This is a genomic window from Runella sp. (assembly GCF_027484545.1).
Taxonomy (GTDB): domain Bacteria; phylum Bacteroidota; class Bacteroidia; order Cytophagales; family Spirosomataceae; genus Runella.
The window spans coordinates 1-18079 of record NZ_JAIXST010000015.1; the positions used below are offsets into that span (position 1 = coordinate 1).

An 18079-nucleotide genomic window follows, 5' to 3' on the forward strand; every position below is an offset into this window, starting at 1 on the left:
CTCATGTAAAGAGGTCAAGGCCACAAATTTGGCTGGTTTGAGTCGTATTTTATCGTAATCCATAAGGAGGATAATGTTTCGCGAGTTATTATAAAATAATTTTGTCAATATTCACTATTGGCTTGGCTCTGGAAAAATGAATCTATGAAAAGTAAAGTAAGCCTTCTGTCAAAATGAAATAGAATTTACGGCGTTTTAGCTTTTGTAGAAAATACAACCAAGATGCGCCCCATCCCCTTTACTAAACTGCCTTTTCGTTTCTTTTTCCTTTTGTTTTGGTGTTCGCAAGTAGTGCGAGCTCAAACTAAGCCCAACTTTGATATTTTTCAAATCCTTCCCAAAGACCACGTAATTAGTTCGTTTAGTGGTTTTCCCTGTGCTACGTTTACCTTCACCGGACGCCAAGCCAAAGTAGTGAAGCCGGTAAAACCGGCCAAAAATTTCCCGTGGATTTGGCGGGCCCGTTTTTGGGGACATGAGCCGCAAGCGGATAGTGCCTTATTGGCGAGAGGGTTTCACGTAGTCTATTGCGACGTAGCCGAGCTCTACGGTAATGCTCAAGCTGTTGACATTTGGAATCAGTACTATGATTTTTTACGCAGCGCAGGCTTGTCTCCCAAAGTAGCTCTCGAAGGATTCAGCCGAGGCGGCGTATACGCCTACAATTGGGCCATTGCCAATCCCGAAAAAGTGGCCTGTGTGTATGCCGATGCTCCCGTGCTTGATTTGAAAAGTTGGCCAGGCGGCAAAGGACGGGGGCCCGGAAGCAAAAAAGATTGGGAGGTTTTTAAGCAGGATTACAACCTCAAAACCGAAGAAGAAGCGATGCTTTTCAAAGGAAGTCCGCTCGACAACGTAGAAAAAATTGTAAAAGGCGGTTACCCCATGCTGCACGTTTGCGGCGATGCGGATGAGGTGGTTCCCATGGAGGAAAATACTGATTTGTTTGAACAACGGGTGAAAGAATTGGGCGGTAAAATTACCGTGATTCACAAACCAGGCATCGGACATCATCCGCACAGTTTGAAAAATCCAACGCCCATAGTTTCCTTTATTTTGGAAGCAACCGGCTACGAAAAATAGCCCAATAATTTATTGTCCTGAAAAGACCTAATTCACTAAATTACGAATGATAAAAGCATTCTCAGTAATTTTCCTGACTTCACTGAATATTATAGCGCAAGTTAGGATTGACAAATCGGCGGTGACAATAGCTGCTCGTTTTTCGCCGCCTGCGGGTTTTGAACGCAGTATTGCCGAGCCGACCTCTTTTGGGGCCTATCTGCGGCAATTACCGCTCAAAACTTGGAACAGCAACGTGTTGTATTTTGACGGGCGTTCTAAAAATACCCCTGACGTGTACGTTTCAGTGGTAAATTTAGGCATTGGTAGAAAAGATTTACATCAATGCGCCGATGCCGTGATGCGTTTATGGGCAGAATATTTGTACGCAAATCGTCGTTTTGAGGACATTTATTTCAATTTTTTGGCCGATGGCAAGCCACGTTATTTTAAGAAGTACGCTCAAGGTGACTATTCGTATCCGAAATTTTGGAAATACATGGAGTCTATTTTTGCCTCGGCCAACACCCGCTCTTTACACGCTGAATTGAAACCCGTGCCGATGTCAAAAATGCAGATTGGGGACGTTTTTATTCAGAAAGGCGTACCTTTTGGTCACGCGGTACTTGTCGTTGATATGGCTCAGAATCCTGCAACGGGCCAACAGGTGTATCTGCTCGCTCAAAGCTACATGCCTGCGCAGGAAATTCAGCTCTTAATTAATCCTAACAATGCATCAATCAGTCCTTGGTATGAACTTAAAAATGAAACGATTGAAACTCCCGAATGGACATTTGAACCAGTGGATTTGCGGCGGTTTTCTGAAAAAGAATGATTTGCGGTGCATAGCAGCTGTTTTATCCGCGTTCTGTTTTTATTCGACGGCCTCTGCCCAATCCCAATACCTGAAAGCTTATCCTGACCACATTGCTCGGGTAACTAAAAATCAAATCATTTGGAAAGATTCGACGGTCATGACGTTTGATGACGGCAAGAAAAAGCCCTTTGCCGATCTTCTCCAAAACGCTGATTTAGAAGATCAATTAATCCAAAAATATCCTCTAATCACCATTCATAAGCCGCCGGTCACCAATCAAGACCCTGGACGTTTTCGTTATGAACCCTTTTTTCGGAAGATGTACGGAAACACGCAGGAAGAAGTGCGCAAAAATCTGACGGAGATTATTTGGCTGCCCAAAACGTTGAAAAAGAAACTGTTAGTGACAAAAATCAATCAGGTGGATAAGCATTTTCAGGCTTTGTCAGACGAGTTGGAGTCGCACCCGGAATTAATGAAATACGTTGATAATCCTGCCGGTACTTTTTCTTATCGCGTTATCAGCGGCACCGACCGACTCAGTATGCACAGCTACGGCGTAGCCATTGACATCAATCTTAATCTTTCGCACTATTGGCAGTGGGATTGTAAGTGTAAAGATGAAAATGTCCCACTTACTTACAAAAATCTAATTTCGGCCAAAGTTGTCGAATTGTTTGAAAAACACGGTTTTATCTGGGGCGGTAAATGGTATCACTATGACACCATGCACTTCGAATACCGGCCTGAATTACTGCTGAAGTAAAATGTAGTTATGCACTCATTGGATAATAGTATTCACCTGCTTCTTTAGCCAAGTGTAGTCCGAACTCAGCCATAAGTTCATCCAAGTGCTTGGTATGCTGTTCCCTTAGTCTTTCAAATCCCTGAATGGCTAATACGTCCGGCTTGTTAAGACTTTTGTGTCTTTCAATAGCCAAATTAGCTCGTTCAATATGCTCTAACACATCGTTAATGGCTTCTTTCAAAAAAGCAGATTTCGATATTTGCGGTTCATTTTTCATGGGTGAAAGTAAATTGGAATAATACCTTTAGGATATTTCTTTCCGTTACGTTGGACTCGTGTTTTTGAAAAAAGATCTAACCAGTAAAGCTTATCTGAAAGTGTAACTATTTCATAATAAGGGTGCTCAATGGGATATTCTTTGATAAAATAGCAATCCAACTTCTTTTCTTTATGTAACTGAAGACCCTTATACTTTTCCAAGACATTGTATTTTTCATCATAGATAGTTGAGCTCAGTAATGTAACAAAATCCAAATCTCTTGGATTTTCTTCTTTTGTAATAAAACTTCCGTCAATGAATTGAGTAAAAGACTCGCTGACTTCTGCTCTAAAAGCACTTAAATAATTTAGATAGTTATTGAATATTTTCTTTCGGGTTAAAGAATTTGGGAAGTCGTTGATAAAAATATCTTCAAAAGTTTAAAGTCAATTTTTGTAATTTCATAGGGATATAAGTTTCCTTGTAAATCAAAATGCATAAGGTAGGTTAAAATTTATATTTCAAAAATAGTTGAAATTTTGATAGGAGTAAAGAAGGTTGCTTCAATCTAAACTTAAAAATATACTCTGAATTACTGCTGAAATGACCGTAAAATAACCATTGTGTAAAAATTACGCAAAATAGTTGCTACTTGAATTTTAATCCATTTTCTTTGTGTCAACAAAACGCAAAGTAAATGAACAATGACCTTTCCCACTACCCTCGTCCGTCAGTTACGATTGACTGCGTCGTGTTTGGTTACGACGGCGAGCAGTTGTCGGTATTGCTTCTCAATCGCAAAGAGGAACCTTTTGTCAATCAGTGGACCTTGCTGGGTGGCTTTTTGAATTTGGACGAAACCTTTGAGGTGGCTGTCGAACGCATTCTATCCCATAAAGCAGGATTGGCAGGCTTGTACTTAGAGCAACTTTACACTTTTGGCGGACTCGACCGTGACCCGCGTGGGCGGGTGCTTTCGGTGTCATATTATGCATTGGTTAATCCACGTCAGTTCGAATTGGTAGTAGGCAAAATGGCCAATGACCTGCGTTGGTGTTCTATTCAGGATTTGCCGGTGCTGGGTTTTGACCACAATCGTATCATCGAAATGGCCCGCCGTCGATTGGCGGCTAAGGTGACCTATCAACCTGTAGGATTTGAGCTGTTGAATGAACAATTCACGATGACCGAACTGCAAGACCTCTACGAAAGCATTTTGGGAGAGTCACTTGACCGCCGCAATTTTTATAAAAAAATCACGGCTTCCGGTATTCTGAAAAGCACCGGTGAACGCCGTACGGGCCTCAAAAGCCGCCCGGCCGAGCTTTTTGCCTTTGACAAAACACGTTATGAACAATTAATGCAAGAAGGATTTCAATTTAAAATTTAATACAACAGTTATGAAAACTCTCCCCGTTCTCTTAAAAGATGGCTACAAAGTAGGCCACAAATTTCAATATCCTGAAGGTACAACGTTGGTCTATTCCAACTTCACGCCGCGCAAATCTCGCAATGCCGAACTGAACGAGATTGTGTTTTTTGGGTTACAGTATTTTATCAAAGAATACCTCATTCGGCAGTTTAACGAAAACTTTTTTCAATTGCCCAAAGACGAAGTCATGCGTTTGTATAAACGTCGGATTGATGACTATTTAGGTAAAGACAGCATTACCTACGACCATATCGAAGCGTTGCATGATTTGGGCTATTTGCCGCTCGAAATCAAGGCATTACCCGAAGGGAGCCGTGTCCCGATGCGCGTACCGGTGCTGACCATTTGGAATACAAAACCCGAGTTTTTTTGGGTGACGAATATGCTCGAAACGCTCATGAGTGCTATTTTATGGAAACCTGCTACATCAGCAACCACGGCCTTTGAATACTTACAAACATTCACCCGTTATGCGCAGGAAACAGTAGGCGAAGACCTAAGTTTTGTGCTGTGGCAAGGCCATGATTTCTCGTTTCGTGGCATGTCGGGCATTGAAGATGCGACTATGAGCGGAGCAGGACACTTGTTATCTTTTACCGGTACGGATACCATTCCTGCGGTCGATTTTTTAGAACAATACTACAATGCTGATTGCGAAAAAGAGTTGATTGGCGGCTCAGTTCCGGCGACAGAACACAGTGTAATGTGTATGGGAATGCAAGATGCCGAGATTGCTACGTTTGAACGACTTATTTCTGAGGTTTATCCCGCAGGGGTCGTCTCCATTGTGGCTGATACGTGGGACTTCTGGCAGGTGATTACGGAGTTTTTACCCCAATTAAAATCACAAATCTTAGCCCGTGACGGAAAAGTAGTCATTCGCCCGGACAGCGGTGATCCCGTCAAAATCATTGTAGGTGACCCTGATGCACCCGAAGGAAGTCCGGCATATAAGGGAGCGATTGAATGTATGTGGGAAACTTTCAGAGGAACGATTACACCACAAGGTTTCAAATTGTTAGATGGGCACATCGGCCTGATTTACGGCGACAGCATTACTCCCGCCCGTCAAATTTCTATTTTGGAAGGACTGAAACAAAAAGGATTTGCGAGTTATAATGTGGTATTGGGCATTGGCTCGTACACCTATGAGTACGTCACCCGTGATACGTTTGGTTTTGCCATGAAAGCGACCTACGGAGAGGTGAACCACGAAGGACGGGATATTTTCAAAGACCCCAAAACCGACGACGGCACTAAAAAATCAGCCAAAGGTTTGATGGCGATTCACACTGACCCTGTTACAAACAAATACACTTTACAAGACCAATGTACGTGGGAAGAAGAAGCTAAAGGTGAACTTAAAACCGTTTTTAGAGATGGTAAATTGTTGATTGATTGGACGTTGGGAGAAGTGAGGGAGAGAGTTAGAAAGGGGCTGACAGCATAAAAGTGTTCGACAAAAAATTGTTATGAATACAAAATCCAAAATAACCATACTGAGAGGCGACATCACTCAAATCAAAGTAGATGCAATCGTCAATGCAGCAAATAGCTCATTACTGGGTGGAGGTGGTGTGGATGGGGCTATTCATCGAGCTGGTGGTCCAAAAATCTTAGAGGAGTGCTATGAAATTAGAAATAAACAGGGAGGCTGCAAAACAGGGGAAGCAGTTATTACGACAGCAGGAAATTTGCCTGCAAAATTTGTCATTCATACCGTTGGCCCTGTTTGGAATGGGGGAAAGAAGAATGAGATTGAATTATTGGCAAAATGTTATCTGAATTCGATGAAACTGGCTGTTAAGAATGAGGTAAAAACAATAGCTTTTCCTAACATCAGTACGGGCATTTATGGTTTTCCTAAAGAAAAAGCAGCACCCATCGCTCTCCAAACAGTAAATGATTTTTTACTGCAAAATGACTCTATTCAAGAAGTTCTATTTGTTTGCTTTGATTCTGAAAATGAACAACTTTATAGAGCTTATTTACAAAAGTTGCAGCCATGAATTACAACCTCAACTGGCTCTTAGCGCAGCAAAAACCCTTAAAATACCTATTCTTTTGGGGACATCAGCCGAGCAAAGACGGCACTATTACCAAGACGTGTTTTAGTCAGTGGTGGGAGAGCGCTTTTGAGGTGGAAGGAACGGTTTATCCCACAGCGGGACATTGGATGATGGCGCAAAAGGCAGAACTATTTGGCGATGACGAAGTTTTTGAAAAAATTCTGAAAGTAAAATCGCCCGCCGAAGCAAAGAAATTAGGACGCTTGATTCGTAATTTCGACGAAGCTGCTTGGCTTTCAGAAAGAGAAAAAATTGTAGTGGAAGGTAATTTTCATAAATTCAGTCAAAACAAAGAGCTCAAGAAGTTTTTACTCCAAACCGACAGGCGTATCTTAGTGGAAGCAAGTCCCGTGGATGTGATTTGGGGAGTTGGGCTTGCCGCTGACAATCCTGCTATTTTGCATCCTGAAAAATGGCAGGGACTAAATTTGTTGGGGTTTGCTTTGATGGAAGTGCGGGACAAATTACGAACGTAACACCGGTTGCATGAAAAGAATACTGGCCATAGGCGACATACACGGAGGCTTGCGGGCGCTTCGGCAAGTGCTGGAACGAGCCGAGGTGACTGCTGAAGACACGCTTATTTTTCTGGGTGACTACGTAGATGGCTGGAGCCAATCGGCGCAGGTAATTGATTTTTTAATGGAGTTGGAAACGCGTCAGCCGTGTCTTTTCATGAAAGGAAATCACGATTTGTGGTGTGAAGGATGGCTTGAAGGCGGCTTAGTTTCGCATCAGTGGCTCAATCACGGTGGGAGCAGCACGGCAAGAAGTTACCAAACTATAGATGCTCAAACGCGTTTGGAACATTTGAAATTTTTCAATCGAATGAAGCCTTACCACATTGATGCTAAAAATCGTCTGTTTGTTCATGCCGGCTTTACTTCGATTTATGGGCCTGAACATGAACACGATGAGAGTAATTTTTCGTGGGACCGAACACTGTGGGAAACAGCCCTTTCGATTGATAAAAACCTTGACCCGAGTTTATTTCCGCGCCGCTTGAAGTTATTTCGAGAAATTTTTATCGGTCATACGCCCACGCTGAATTACAATGAGTATATTCCGATGAACCAATGGAATGTCTGGAATCTGGATACGGGTGCGGCTTTTCACGGTCGGCTCACGCTCATGGACGTTGATACTAAAGAGTTTTGGCAGAGTGACATTTTACAAAATTTATATCCCGACGAAAAAGGTCGTAATCGTTAAACACAAAAAAGAAAAACAGCCACGTATGAAAACGCTTGATCTCATTACTCCCGAAAATTCAGATATCTCTTTCAAATCATTCACTTTTCCCGACGGTCAGCCCCACCTGAAAATTGAAACCGCTCATTTAACCGATGAAGAGGTTCGTTGCCGAATTTTGGCCCGAATTGCTAATCCCGATGATTTACTAAAAGTAGTATTGGCCAAAAGTGTCTTGGAAGATGCGGGTTTTGAGCGCATTGAATTGGTCGTAAGTTACCTGATGGCGGCTCGCATGGACCGCGTAATGACCATAGGCGAACCGTTCTCTTTGCGGGTAGTGACTGACATTTTAAATAGTGCAGGTTTTAGCAAAATCTCTGTTTTTGACCCACATTCGGAAGTGACTACGGCACTTTTGCGCCGCTCAACGGCCATTCCTAACTATCGTTTTGTCCAAGATTGTTTAGATGATTTTTTGGAGAGAAATCAACAAACGGATTATTGGCTCATTTCTCCGGACGCGGGAGCCTTAAAGAAAATTCACGGTGTAGCTCACTACGTAGGGGCAGAGCACGTAGCGGAGTGCATGAAAGTAAGGGACGTAAAAACGGGACATTTATCAGGATTCAAAACACTGGAAGCTGATTTTGAAGAAAAAGTTTGCGTGATTGTGGATGACATTTGCGACGGTGGAGGGACGTTCGCCGGGCTTGGAGGATTACTCAAAGAGCACAATGCAGGCAAAGTGGTTTTGGTAGTAAGTCACGGAATTTTCAGCAAGGGTTTTGATATTTCCAACATTGATTTTATCTATACGACAGATTCCTTTAAGGGGTTGGAGGAAACTCCGACGCACGTTTCAGTGAAAAAAGTCACCGAGTATCTATAGAATCTTACTTCATCAACTCTCGTAATACTTCCAATGATCTGATTTCTCCTAAGCCTTCGAGGTGGATTTTATAGTAAAAAACCAACGTGTCCAGGAGTTTACTGCGTTGCAAACGTGTTAAGTGGGCGGGATAGTCGAACGGTAAATGGATAAAGGCTTGAAGGGAGTCTCGCATGACCGGTTCCAGTTTATAAGGGTAAAGATTTTCATTGAGTTCCTGCTCCATTTCACGGACGGTCTCGGCGCCAAAACCCAGATAAGAAGCTAATTTGGCCAGAAACTGCAAGTGAAAATTTTCGTAATGTTCTTCCGTTTCTTCCAAATAAACAATCGATTCGACTAAAAATTGGAACAGAGGCAGGTTGGTTTCTTCTTCGCGTAAGGTCTTGACCAGCAGCTCGGTCATAAACAAAGCAATGCTCGACTTGACAAAGTCAAAAGGTAAGCTTCGAAAGGGCAAACTGCACCGAACTTCCGAAAGCCGGTGAATAGTTTGCTCTTTGCTTTTGTGATACACTACCAAATCCAGTAAGGTCAGCGGTTGGAACAACGCAATGCGGTTTGTTTTTGATTTGGCCGAACGGACGCCATTGACGATATAGCTCTGAATGCCGAATTCTTCAGTATAAATCTTAACAATAATGGAAGTTTCGCGAAAACGAATGTAGTTAAGTGCGATTCCACGGGTTTTGTGAAGCATAATAATCAAAAGCTAAAAATCAGTAGTGTGTCGTAAGATTTTGAGTAATTTGCCAACGAAAATACGTTTCAAGTTTATGGAAAAATTACTGGTAATTAAAATTGGTGGCAATGTCATTGATAAGCCCGAAGCCCTTCAACGATTTTTACAGACTTTTGCCGAACTCCCCCAACGCAAAATATTGATTCACGGAGGTGGAAAAATTGCGACCCAAGTAGCTGATAAACTGGGTATTGAAACCCTTATGGTGGAAGGTCGTCGAATTACAGACCAAACCATGCTTGATGTGGTTATCATGGTGTATGGTGGGTTGGTTAATAAAAATATTGTAGCCCAATTACAAAGTCTAAGCAGCAATGCTATTGGACTTACAGGAGCCGATGCTGGCGTGATTCGTGCCAAAAAACGCCCCGTGAAAGAAATTGATTATGGGTTTGTAGGTGATGTGGAATCAGTAAATACGTCACAATTTATCTTATTTTTAGAAAATGGACTGGTTCCCATCATTGCACCGCTGACTTTTGAGCCTGTATCGGGCAGTATGCTCAATACCAACGCCGATACCATGGCCTCAACAATCGCGGTTGCTTTGGCCGCCAATTTTGAGGTAAATTTAGTGTATTGCTTTGAAAAGAAAGGCGTTTTGTCTGATCCTGAGGATGACGACGCCGTTATTCCTCGACTCAACCCGATTTCTTATGCCGACCATAAAGCATCGGGTAGTATCAATAAAGGGATGATTCCTAAGTTAGACAATGCCTTCAATGCTCTTCAAAACGGAGTAGCGCAGGTCACAATTTGTCATGCTGACGAATTACGGAATGCCGTGCAGGAAGGTGCCGCAGGAACTCAATTAACGATTAATAACTAACAGTACATCTACTAAAAATGTCAGCAGAACAAAACCTCGCCAACCTCGGCATTATTTTACCTCCCCCTCCCGCTAAAGGCGGCGTTTATACTCCCGTTGTAGTAACGGGCAATTTAGCTTACGTTTCCGGACACATCTCTCTTGAGCTTGACGGCAGTGTAATTGCGGGAAAAGTGGGGAGAGACCTCACCGCCGATGAGGCCAAAGAAGCCGCTCGCAAAACGGGTTATTTAATCCTTTCTACCTTGCGTTCGCAATTTGGCAGTCTCGACAAAATCAACAAAGTGGTAAAGATTTTGGGAATGATAAACGCCGTTCCCGAGTTTGAACAACACGCTTATGTCATGAACGGGTGCAGCGAATTGTTTGCCGAAATCTGGGGCGACGAAAAAGGAGTGGGTGCTCGCAGCGCCGTAGGCATGGGCTCACTTCCCCGCATGTGTGCCATTGAAGTAGAAGTGATTTTTGAATTGGTTTAACCTCACCCCAACCCTCTCCTTTCCTGAGAGGGAGCTTTTTTCCCCTTCTCCTGCAAGGAGAGGGGGTAGGGGGTGAGGTTACAAATTACAATTCCGCTACGTTAAATCTCACCTGAATACCACCTGCCGTAGTGGAACGGCGGAAGGAATTGAGAACGTAAGGATTATTGAAAGTACGGTCAAAATAGAATTGAATGCTCCATAACTTGCTCACCGTATAGTTGACTTGTGGGCGCAACTGGAAGTTATAATTTCCCGCAATTGCCGTAGGCGGCTCATCAAAACGTCGTTGAATCGCTCGAGTATCTCTTACGGTAAAATTACACGAAAACACCAAATCATTTTTCAGCTTCTTAAATTCTCCATTGATACGGAATGGGATTCGGACGTTGTTGCGCGTAAAACCAATCGTGGCCGTAATGTCTCGATTAAAGAGTTCGGCCATTTGTGAGTTTGACAAATTGAGCGAAATATCACGGCTCTGATTATAAGTCAAACGCAGATCCATTTTGTTTTGGGTGCGGGTACGAATCCCAATCAACGGCGCAAATTTCTCAGACAATGAAATCGTACTCATGACAAACACGGGAATTGCCTGACCATTTTCACCAGGGAGCATCGCCAAAGGATAATTCATGACCGCAAGGTTGACAAACATAGCTCCATAATCCAATGAAGAGGTGAAGTTTCCGACACTGTAAGTGGATTGGTAACTGTGTTCGAGCGTAAATGTGCTGAAAATTTTCTTGAAGGCAGGCAGTTGGGCAAGGCCGTTATAGTCCACTCGCCAGTTGGGAAGCGGGAAGCCTAAGAACGGATTCACCCGTACTTTGGAAGGGTCTTTCTTGGGGTCTTTGCCGTTGTAGGCGGCAAAAAAGGCACCAATTAATACATCCTGTGAGTTAAGATTGTACTCTCCTCCTTTAAAATTAGGATCTAATCTTCGTTTTTCAGTCAAAATTCTGACAAAATCTTCCCGATACGATTTGAATTTATCAAAAATAGGAGAGGTATTATCGCTGTTGAGTTTTGCAAATGCCGTTCGGAAAGACATAAATGACATTTGGAAATTACCGTTCCGAATCGGGCTTTGGACTTCATACGGCCCGCCCGGTGTAGAAGGACGATAAAACTCACGATACTCATCACCGCGGGTAAGGCGGGCTTCTATTTGAATTCTGAAATCTTTGAAAGGCTCCAGGCGGGTATTCATCCGGAATGTCCGATTGAGAGTTTGCATAAAGGGCAAATTGAGCATCGTACTTTTGGTTATCCAGCCATTCTCCGCCGCACGAATGTGAACCGTAGGGTCCTGGCTTCCGAAGATAAAGGGCAATCCCGGTGCATTGATGGCATCCAAGCCCAATGCCTTGGGATTGGCAGGTAAAAAGCCAGGTAAGGTCGTTGTTTCCAGACGCGAATAGTCTACGTCAATCCCCCGAACCGTCATGACCAGACGAGTTAGGTTTTTGAGCAGTCGGCTTGATTCGCGCATGATTTTTTCGTCATCCCCAGGGCTTCGTGCAAAGTTTTTACGCGGTGGAGAGGGGTTATTGGCAAAGCGCAGATAGCGCACTTTATTATACAATTTCACCAAATCTACCTTTCCGCGAATACTCCGATCCAAACTGTTTCGAATTACGTTTCCGTACGCAATTCCCAACGTATCACTGATTCCCAATGAACTGGCTTGGTATTGGTAAGCAATGCTGTGGCTATAATCGGCCGTCATCCAGTCCAACAAAGGAATTTTGTCCAATGGAACACGATAGGTAAGTCGTACTTTTTGGTCAAAGTTTTTGGTCCGCCCAAAACTGCGGAGGTGCCGCCAAATCGAATCCTGCTTGGAGCGGGTATTGATATCTCCGTTGGGTTCATCAACTACTGCATTAGCAAATGCACTGTAGGTCAACACCACACTTTTGGTCAAATTCCACGAAAGGTCGTAGGCACGATTGAACAGAAAATATTTTTCAAACAAAGGTGCCTGACCTTCGGCGGTCAAATCAGCACTGCGGTATTGGGTTCGAACAAAATTTCGGTCGGCATCAAATCGGACGGCTATTTGAGTAGGCAACAAAGACAGATTGAAATCTTTGAGTAACTCCAAATAGGGCCGTTCCAGGCTCTTCACCGTTGCAAACGGCGCCCAAGAGCGTTGGGGAAATCCATATTGATACACGATACCGCCTTTATATTGCTTTTGGGTATAATCGGCAATCATGCTGTTTCGACGCGTTTGCTCGTTGAACGCGTAGGTAAAGGAGAAGTTTTCAATGTCCCAAAAATTCCTGCGGGCACTTGGATTGGTTTTCGTCTTTCGGACATTCGAGAAATTGAACCCTTTTCGTTCGGCCCTTTCCGTAGCTGAATTTTCAAGCTGCGTTCGCCGAGGGTCATTCTCGGCATAATTTGACAACGACGTTGCCAAAGGGGTATCCAGGTCGTAAGGGTTGAAATGGGGGCTGACCTTTCGCAAATCGTAGTTGATATACAGAGGAATACGAAGACCCCATTTTTCTTTGAATAATTTATCAAGAGCAATGGCTGACGAAAGACTGAACTCCGTTGTATTGTCTCGTGAGCGGTCGGCGAGTTTTTGCTGTACCCCTCCAAAACCAAAGGTGGTCAATTTGCCCGCCAATTGGACCGTAGCAAAATCGGCTAATTTAAGGTCAAGACGAGCCACTGCCGCTGTTCCCGATTGGTTATCAAATCCCTGAACGTGAAATTCATTTACCCAAATACAGAAACTCTTTGCCTGCTGATCCGCAGAGCGAGGGTTTCGCATCCCGATCATGATAATCATAACGTTGCTCAAGTCCGGTTTTCCCACGACGGTAATGCGATAAACACGCCCCAGAGCATCCGTTTTGGTAACGGTATATGGAGTACTTAATGAGACGTTGGGCTGAGTATCGCGTTCCTGCTTGGCATCTATCAGCCACTTCATTTCAATGTCAATCTCGTTTTGTTGCGGCCAAACTTCCTCTGGCGTATCAATGTTGGGACGTGTGGCACGTAATTGAGTTACTTCCACTTCGTAATAATGCTCTGATACGTCAGTACCCAAACGCATGAATGCCGATACCTGCCCGTCTTCGTCCTGATCGTTTTGCATGTGGACAAACATCTTCAAACGCTCACGGAAAAGCAGGTTTTGGCTCGTTACATTTTTGAAGGCGGCCCGTGAGTCACCATCGCGCAGGTTGGTCACGCAAAGGCTCATTGATTGCTCATTCAAAGGGCGTTGGTTGGGGGTTGTGAAATCTACATCCCGTTGCCAGCCTGGTGGCACAGCGTAGATATTTCTACGGCCGCCACTCACTGTCTTTGAACTGTTTTCTTCCACACTTACGGTCGCAATCTTAAATTGGGCGTCGTAAGGCTCGGGTACTTCTTGCAAACCGCGCGCGTTAAGGTCACCCGTATATTTACGATATTGGGTAGCTACCATCTGCAATTGTGCGAAACGTAACACTACCGGCTGTTCCCAGTCGGTCATGTACATTCGGATAAAACGGATGGATTTAAAGCCGTTGATATTACCTACTTTGCGCGTAAATTCCCTTACAGGAATACGGAATAAATACCAGTTTACCGCTTCACCGGCACTGTTGGAAGCCGTTACTTTATCCGCAATGTAAGGTTTACCTACGTCCAATTGGCCCGGTTTGAGATCTACTTCGTATTCGTAGTAAGCTTCCTGGTCATTGATTGTATTATCGGTATTCAAATCTTCCGCATCGGGCAAATTGGTGGCGGCGGCGGTAATGTCATTGCTGCGTTCAAACTCCGGGGTGTTGTTTTCTGTCCCCATGTAGCTCTTGTAACGCTCAACGATTTTCTTGTTGGCGCTGTCGGCTTTTGCACTGAAGTAGAATTCAAAATCATCACCCGCAGGGTCGGCCAAAATTCGATTGCGAGCTTCGGTTTTTAAATTGGGGGGAAGTTTTTGAAGATAATCTTTGAAAAATACCTTTTCTTCCGTATTGCTAAGGCCATCCAAGCCTATATCCTGCTTGGGACGTGCGCCGGGTTCATTTGTAAAAGCGTTGATGATGTACTGCTGACGCGTACTGTATCCCCAAGGCGTTTGAGCTACGGTAGCAGGTTGGTCGGGGGTTGCAGTAGAAGTTTTAACTCCCAAAGGCAATCCATTCTCAAAATCATACCGACCGTTTTTTACCACATCTTCCGAAATTTCCCCTAAGTTGAAATACAACTTTCCACCTGTGGTGTTGTTACGGTTGAAATACCCGTCTTTCACCACCCCGTTGGGGCCTTCTTTAAAAGGATCCATCATCCAGAACTCCAGAATTTCGACGTTGGCATTGTCAAAATCCACATCAGAACCAATGGCCCGGGTAACGGCACCAAAGTTTTTGCGAGGATTCAGAAGTCGTCCGTCGGGATCTAAGGCCGGATTGTAATTATACATCCCCCGTTCATGAGGAAAATAGGCAATGTCCAGAATGTTTTCCGGTAGGTTAACTAAGTATTGTCCGCGACCCGTAAAAATCTCCTGCGGAGTAAACAATCGTTCGTAGAAATTGTTGAAATCTTCCGGTAAGATATTCTGCGGTCGGTCACGCAAGCCCACTTGTGCGCTCGGAGAGAAAGAAATGTCAATCGAATAAGCCGAGATTTTGGCGCGATTATACGCGTATTCGAGCGGATTGACCGGTGTTCCCTGCGGAAATTGAAGCGGTGTGCCGCCCATACGCCAACGGGTAGGTTGGCGGGTTAGGTCAAATTGCGTTCGGGCCGATTCAAAGTCGTCCACAATGATTCGGTTTCTGACCTGTGGGTGCAGTCCGGCAAAGGACTGGGCTACTTCTCCCTGAAACTGAATACTGGACATTTCTTTGGTTTGCAACAAAGGCAGTTTGTCCAAAAATTTAGTCAAAAACGGCGCTTCTTTTCGATACGTAAAATCGGCTCCAATAATGCTGTTACTGACGGGGTCGTTGCCCAAAGCAGCGCGGGTAAGATAACCCGCGGGAGTTTCGCGCAAACGCATGGCCGTCATCCCAATCTGCATGTCCCGATTAATGGTATAATTGAGACGCGTACCGAGCAAAGTGCGGATTTGATTTTGAAACAAATCAGGTTGTTCGTAGCAAACTTCAATGTCACGACCGGAATTAACCACGCTTTCATTGGTAATTCGCACGGCCGATTGACCTTCCACCATGTAATCAATACCTGATTGTAGTTGAACTCCTCCCGCCCGTACCAACACTGATTTTTCGGAAACCCCAAAAGGCAATTGAACACTTGCTCCGCCTGATGCTCCTTGGTAGGAGCCCTTGATAAAGAATTTATTTTTTTCCGTTACCTGTTGGGCATCAATTTGAGTGGTACGGTACAGTTCGTTGAAAACGTATTTATTGGCCAATATCTCATCTCCCAGAAATTTTTTAGCTAAACTCGAACCAAAAGGCTCCAAAACCGGGAAGATAATGCGCCCAAAGCGGCTGTCAACCGTAGCACCTTCTACAAAGTCGAAGTTGCCGTCACCGATAGGTTGGCGATTGTTATCTAAGACAGGATCATTCAACGGATTCAATTTGTCCAATCCCATTACCCGTAGCAATGGAATGTTAGCAATCGGCCCTTCCTGAAGATTTGGATTGTCAAGTCCGGTTAAATCATCTTTATAAATAACTCGAAGTTGGAAATTCTGCTTGCCTAATTGTGTGGTATTCAACGAATAGATGTTTTTCATCATCAAATTCCACATGGGGTGAGCCGTATTGTTCCGAATCGTAGAGGATTTCAATAATTTCAATACCAACGTTTGGTCTTCGCGACGAGCTTGGTAATCTTCGGTCAGTTCCCCTACTTTATATTTTTGACCATTGAGGGTATATTCGTAAGATACGGCCAAAATTTCGTCGTTTCTCAACGGTGTTAGCAACGAAATATAACCGAGTTCGGGTTGAAATTTATATTCCCGTTCCGTCAATTTACGTGCTCCGCGAAGCAGGTCATAATCATCTCCGCGGCGAAGATTGAAACGGCTGTCAAGAGCAAACGTAGTTTTATCAGCTTCGCGGATGTCAGCATCACTCGTTACTTTTTGAAACAAACCATTGCTTTTGTTGTCAACAGGCTGATTGGCACGAATAGGCTGAACATTCGGGTTAGCCGTGTTGTAAGGCTTGGATTCACCCAAGTCGGAGAAACCTACAATGTTGCGGAGGGTTTCGGTATTGTTGGTGCGGTTGGTGGTATAAACTTCCAAACGCGTAATCGTCACCCCCGACATCAACATCGGCAGATTGCTCATCCACCGTTCGTAGTTGTCACGGAAAAACTGGGAAAGAAAAAAGTGTCGGTTTTCGTCGTAGGCATCAGCGCGAATCTCAAAGGGACGATTTTGAACTCCACCGCGCAAGGTAATGCATTGTTGGCGTGAACGTTGCTGAGAAGCGACCACCGTAGCGGTTAAGCGTCCAAACCGTAAGTCCACTTTGGCCCCGAATAAATTCTGAACGCCCGGAATCAATTGAGAAGGTATCTGCCAATTGACATTTCCTGCCTGAATTCCCTGGATAATGCTTTCATTTTCAGGGATATAATCCATGGGGCCAACCCCTGTCTGACCCAAATTGCCTTGGCCTAAGCCATTTTGTCCCAGTCCGTTCTGTCCTAATCCTTGGGCACCGGGAAGGTTAGAGGCATTGGGGAGGGTAGTCGAAGTTTTGCCCGGACGATAGTCTAATTTAAGTTGGTTTTCAAAGTTAAAACTGGACTTGGTGTCAAAATTGGTTAACATACCCAACTTATCACCAATCTTCCCATTGAAGTTAATGTTGATTTGTTCGTTGAAAATGAAATTGGTAGATTTTCTCTGACGAATGGGGACTTGCGGATTATCAATGTTTTGGTGTAATACTCCGAAGTCCAGTAATACAAATCCATTCGGTTTGAAATCAATAGTGTTACTACCAAAGATTCGGTCGAAACCAGGAGGTAAATCTAATTTAGGCAATAACCCCTTGGCTCCAAGGACTCCTTTGCCGTCCTGTTTGGACGAATAATCGCGCCACAGATGATTGAAAACCCGTCTGTCCTGAAGTTTTTGGAAATCTTCATAGGTCATACTCATTGGATTACGGTAGTTGAGCGGGACAGCCTTAGGATCACCGATGCGCTCATAAACCGACATACGCTGAGTGGTATCCAATCTAAATTCATTGGATAGACTCTTGGGGTCACGCAAAAAAAGTGAGGAGCGGGGAGGTACATAGTTGAATCGATTCCCGGGGCGATCATCCCAACGGGAATACAACAATCTCCTGCTTTGGCGATTGTCACGGCTTGTATCCTGTGCTATCGGACGCCGATTGGCGGGCTGATTTTGAGCTTTGGCAACTTGTGAAATCAACCACAAGCTCGACGAAAGCCCGATGATAGCGTATGATTTTATAGAAATAAGGTAGAGTTTGTGTTTAATAATGCCCACGATTCTTCAACGGTCTTACGTACTCAAATTCTTAACGGCCAAAACCTTGCCAATCGTCTTTGAGTGAACAGATATTTTTAACAAA

At 44.1% G+C, this 18079-nt stretch carries 15 protein-coding genes; 11 read left to right on the forward strand and 4 right to left on the reverse strand.

Features of this window, described 5'->3' with window-relative positions; genetic code table 11:
* Positions 1-222 precede the first annotated feature (222 nt).
* Genes Q0081_RS00975 through Q0081_RS00985 form a run of 3 tightly spaced genes read left to right on the forward strand, consistent with a single transcriptional unit; the run spans position 223 to position 2645 of the window.
* On the forward strand, positions 223-1083 hold the full coding sequence (locus Q0081_RS00975; RefSeq protein ID WP_298348293.1) for a S9 family peptidase: 861 nt from the start codon (positions 223-225) through the stop codon (positions 1081-1083).
* 46 nt (positions 1084-1129) lie between these two features.
* Entirely contained in the window at positions 1130-1897 is a 768-nt protein-coding gene (locus Q0081_RS00980; protein WP_298348295.1) for a DUF4846 domain-containing protein, read from the forward strand.
* A complete protein-coding gene (locus Q0081_RS00985; RefSeq protein WP_298348297.1) occupies positions 1827-2645 on the forward strand; it encodes a M15 family metallopeptidase in 819 nt (272 codons plus the stop codon). Before Q0081_RS00980 ends, Q0081_RS00985 begins: the two co-directional genes overlap by 71 nt.
* A 7-nt stretch (positions 2646-2652) precedes the next feature.
* Here the strand turns inward: Q0081_RS00985 and Q0081_RS00990 are convergent, their stop codons facing one another.
* Positions 2653-2904 carry a hypothetical protein gene (locus Q0081_RS00990; protein WP_298348299.1) on the reverse strand — a complete coding sequence of 84 codons (252 nt, stop codon included), beginning with the start codon at positions 2902-2904 and terminating at the stop codon, positions 2653-2655.
* Positions 2901-3314, reverse strand: a complete 414-nt coding sequence (locus Q0081_RS31770) for a DUF6932 family protein (RefSeq protein ID WP_409034035.1) — start codon at positions 3312-3314, stop codon at positions 2901-2903. The genes Q0081_RS00990 and Q0081_RS31770 overlap by 4 nt, the downstream gene beginning before the upstream one ends.
* Positions 3315-3583: 269 nt before the next feature.
* Here Q0081_RS31770 and Q0081_RS00995 point away from each other — a divergent pair, with 269 nt between their 5' ends.
* Genes Q0081_RS00995 through prs form a run of 6 tightly spaced genes read left to right on the forward strand, consistent with a single transcriptional unit; the run spans position 3584 to position 8470 of the window.
* Positions 3584-4276: an NrtR DNA-binding winged helix domain-containing protein gene (locus tag Q0081_RS00995; protein WP_298348301.1), complete on the forward strand. Its 693-nt coding sequence runs from the start codon at positions 3584-3586 to the stop codon at positions 4274-4276.
* A gap of 10 nt (positions 4277-4286) precedes the next feature.
* Positions 4287-5768, forward strand: a complete 1482-nt coding sequence (locus Q0081_RS01000) for a nicotinate phosphoribosyltransferase (protein WP_298348303.1) — start codon at positions 4287-4289, stop codon at positions 5766-5768.
* A gap of 22 nt (positions 5769-5790) precedes the next feature.
* Positions 5791-6327, forward strand: coding sequence for an O-acetyl-ADP-ribose deacetylase (locus Q0081_RS01005; RefSeq protein ID WP_298348304.1), 537 nt, complete (start codon positions 5791-5793; stop codon positions 6325-6327).
* Entirely contained in the window at positions 6324-6863 is a 540-nt protein-coding gene (locus Q0081_RS01010) for an NADAR family protein (protein ID WP_298348306.1), read from the forward strand. The genes Q0081_RS01005 and Q0081_RS01010 overlap by 4 nt, the downstream gene beginning before the upstream one ends.
* Before the next feature lie 10 nt (positions 6864-6873).
* Positions 6874-7599 carry a metallophosphoesterase gene (locus Q0081_RS01015; RefSeq protein ID WP_298348308.1) on the forward strand — a complete coding sequence of 242 codons (726 nt, stop codon included), beginning with the start codon at positions 6874-6876 and terminating at the stop codon, positions 7597-7599.
* Positions 7600-7624: 25 nt separating this feature from the next.
* Complete coding sequence (gene prs / locus Q0081_RS01020; protein WP_298348310.1) at positions 7625-8470, forward strand: ribose-phosphate diphosphokinase; 846 nt, start codon at positions 7625-7627, stop codon at positions 8468-8470.
* Positions 8471-8474: 4 nt separating this feature from the next.
* Here the strand turns inward: prs and recO are convergent, their stop codons facing one another.
* Positions 8475-9170, reverse strand: coding sequence for a DNA repair protein RecO (gene recO / locus Q0081_RS01025; protein WP_298348312.1), 696 nt, complete (start codon positions 9168-9170; stop codon positions 8475-8477).
* A 76-nt stretch (positions 9171-9246) separates the two neighbouring features.
* Between recO and argB the strand changes: the two genes are divergently transcribed.
* Both argB and Q0081_RS01035 read left to right on the forward strand, forming a co-directional pair.
* Positions 9247-10041, forward strand: a complete 795-nt coding sequence (gene argB / locus Q0081_RS01030) for an acetylglutamate kinase (RefSeq protein WP_298348314.1) — start codon at positions 9247-9249, stop codon at positions 10039-10041.
* A 17-nt stretch (positions 10042-10058) separates the two neighbouring features.
* The gene (locus Q0081_RS01035; protein WP_298348315.1) at positions 10059-10520 is read left to right on the forward strand and encodes a RidA family protein; all 462 of its coding nucleotides are present in this window, start codon (positions 10059-10061) and stop codon (positions 10518-10520) included.
* 85 nt (positions 10521-10605) lie between these two features.
* Here the strand turns inward: Q0081_RS01035 and sprA are convergent, their stop codons facing one another.
* A complete protein-coding gene (sprA, locus tag Q0081_RS01040) occupies positions 10606-17994 on the reverse strand; it encodes a cell surface protein SprA (RefSeq protein ID WP_298348316.1) in 7389 nt (2462 codons plus the stop codon).
* Positions 17995-18079 lie beyond the last annotated feature (85 nt).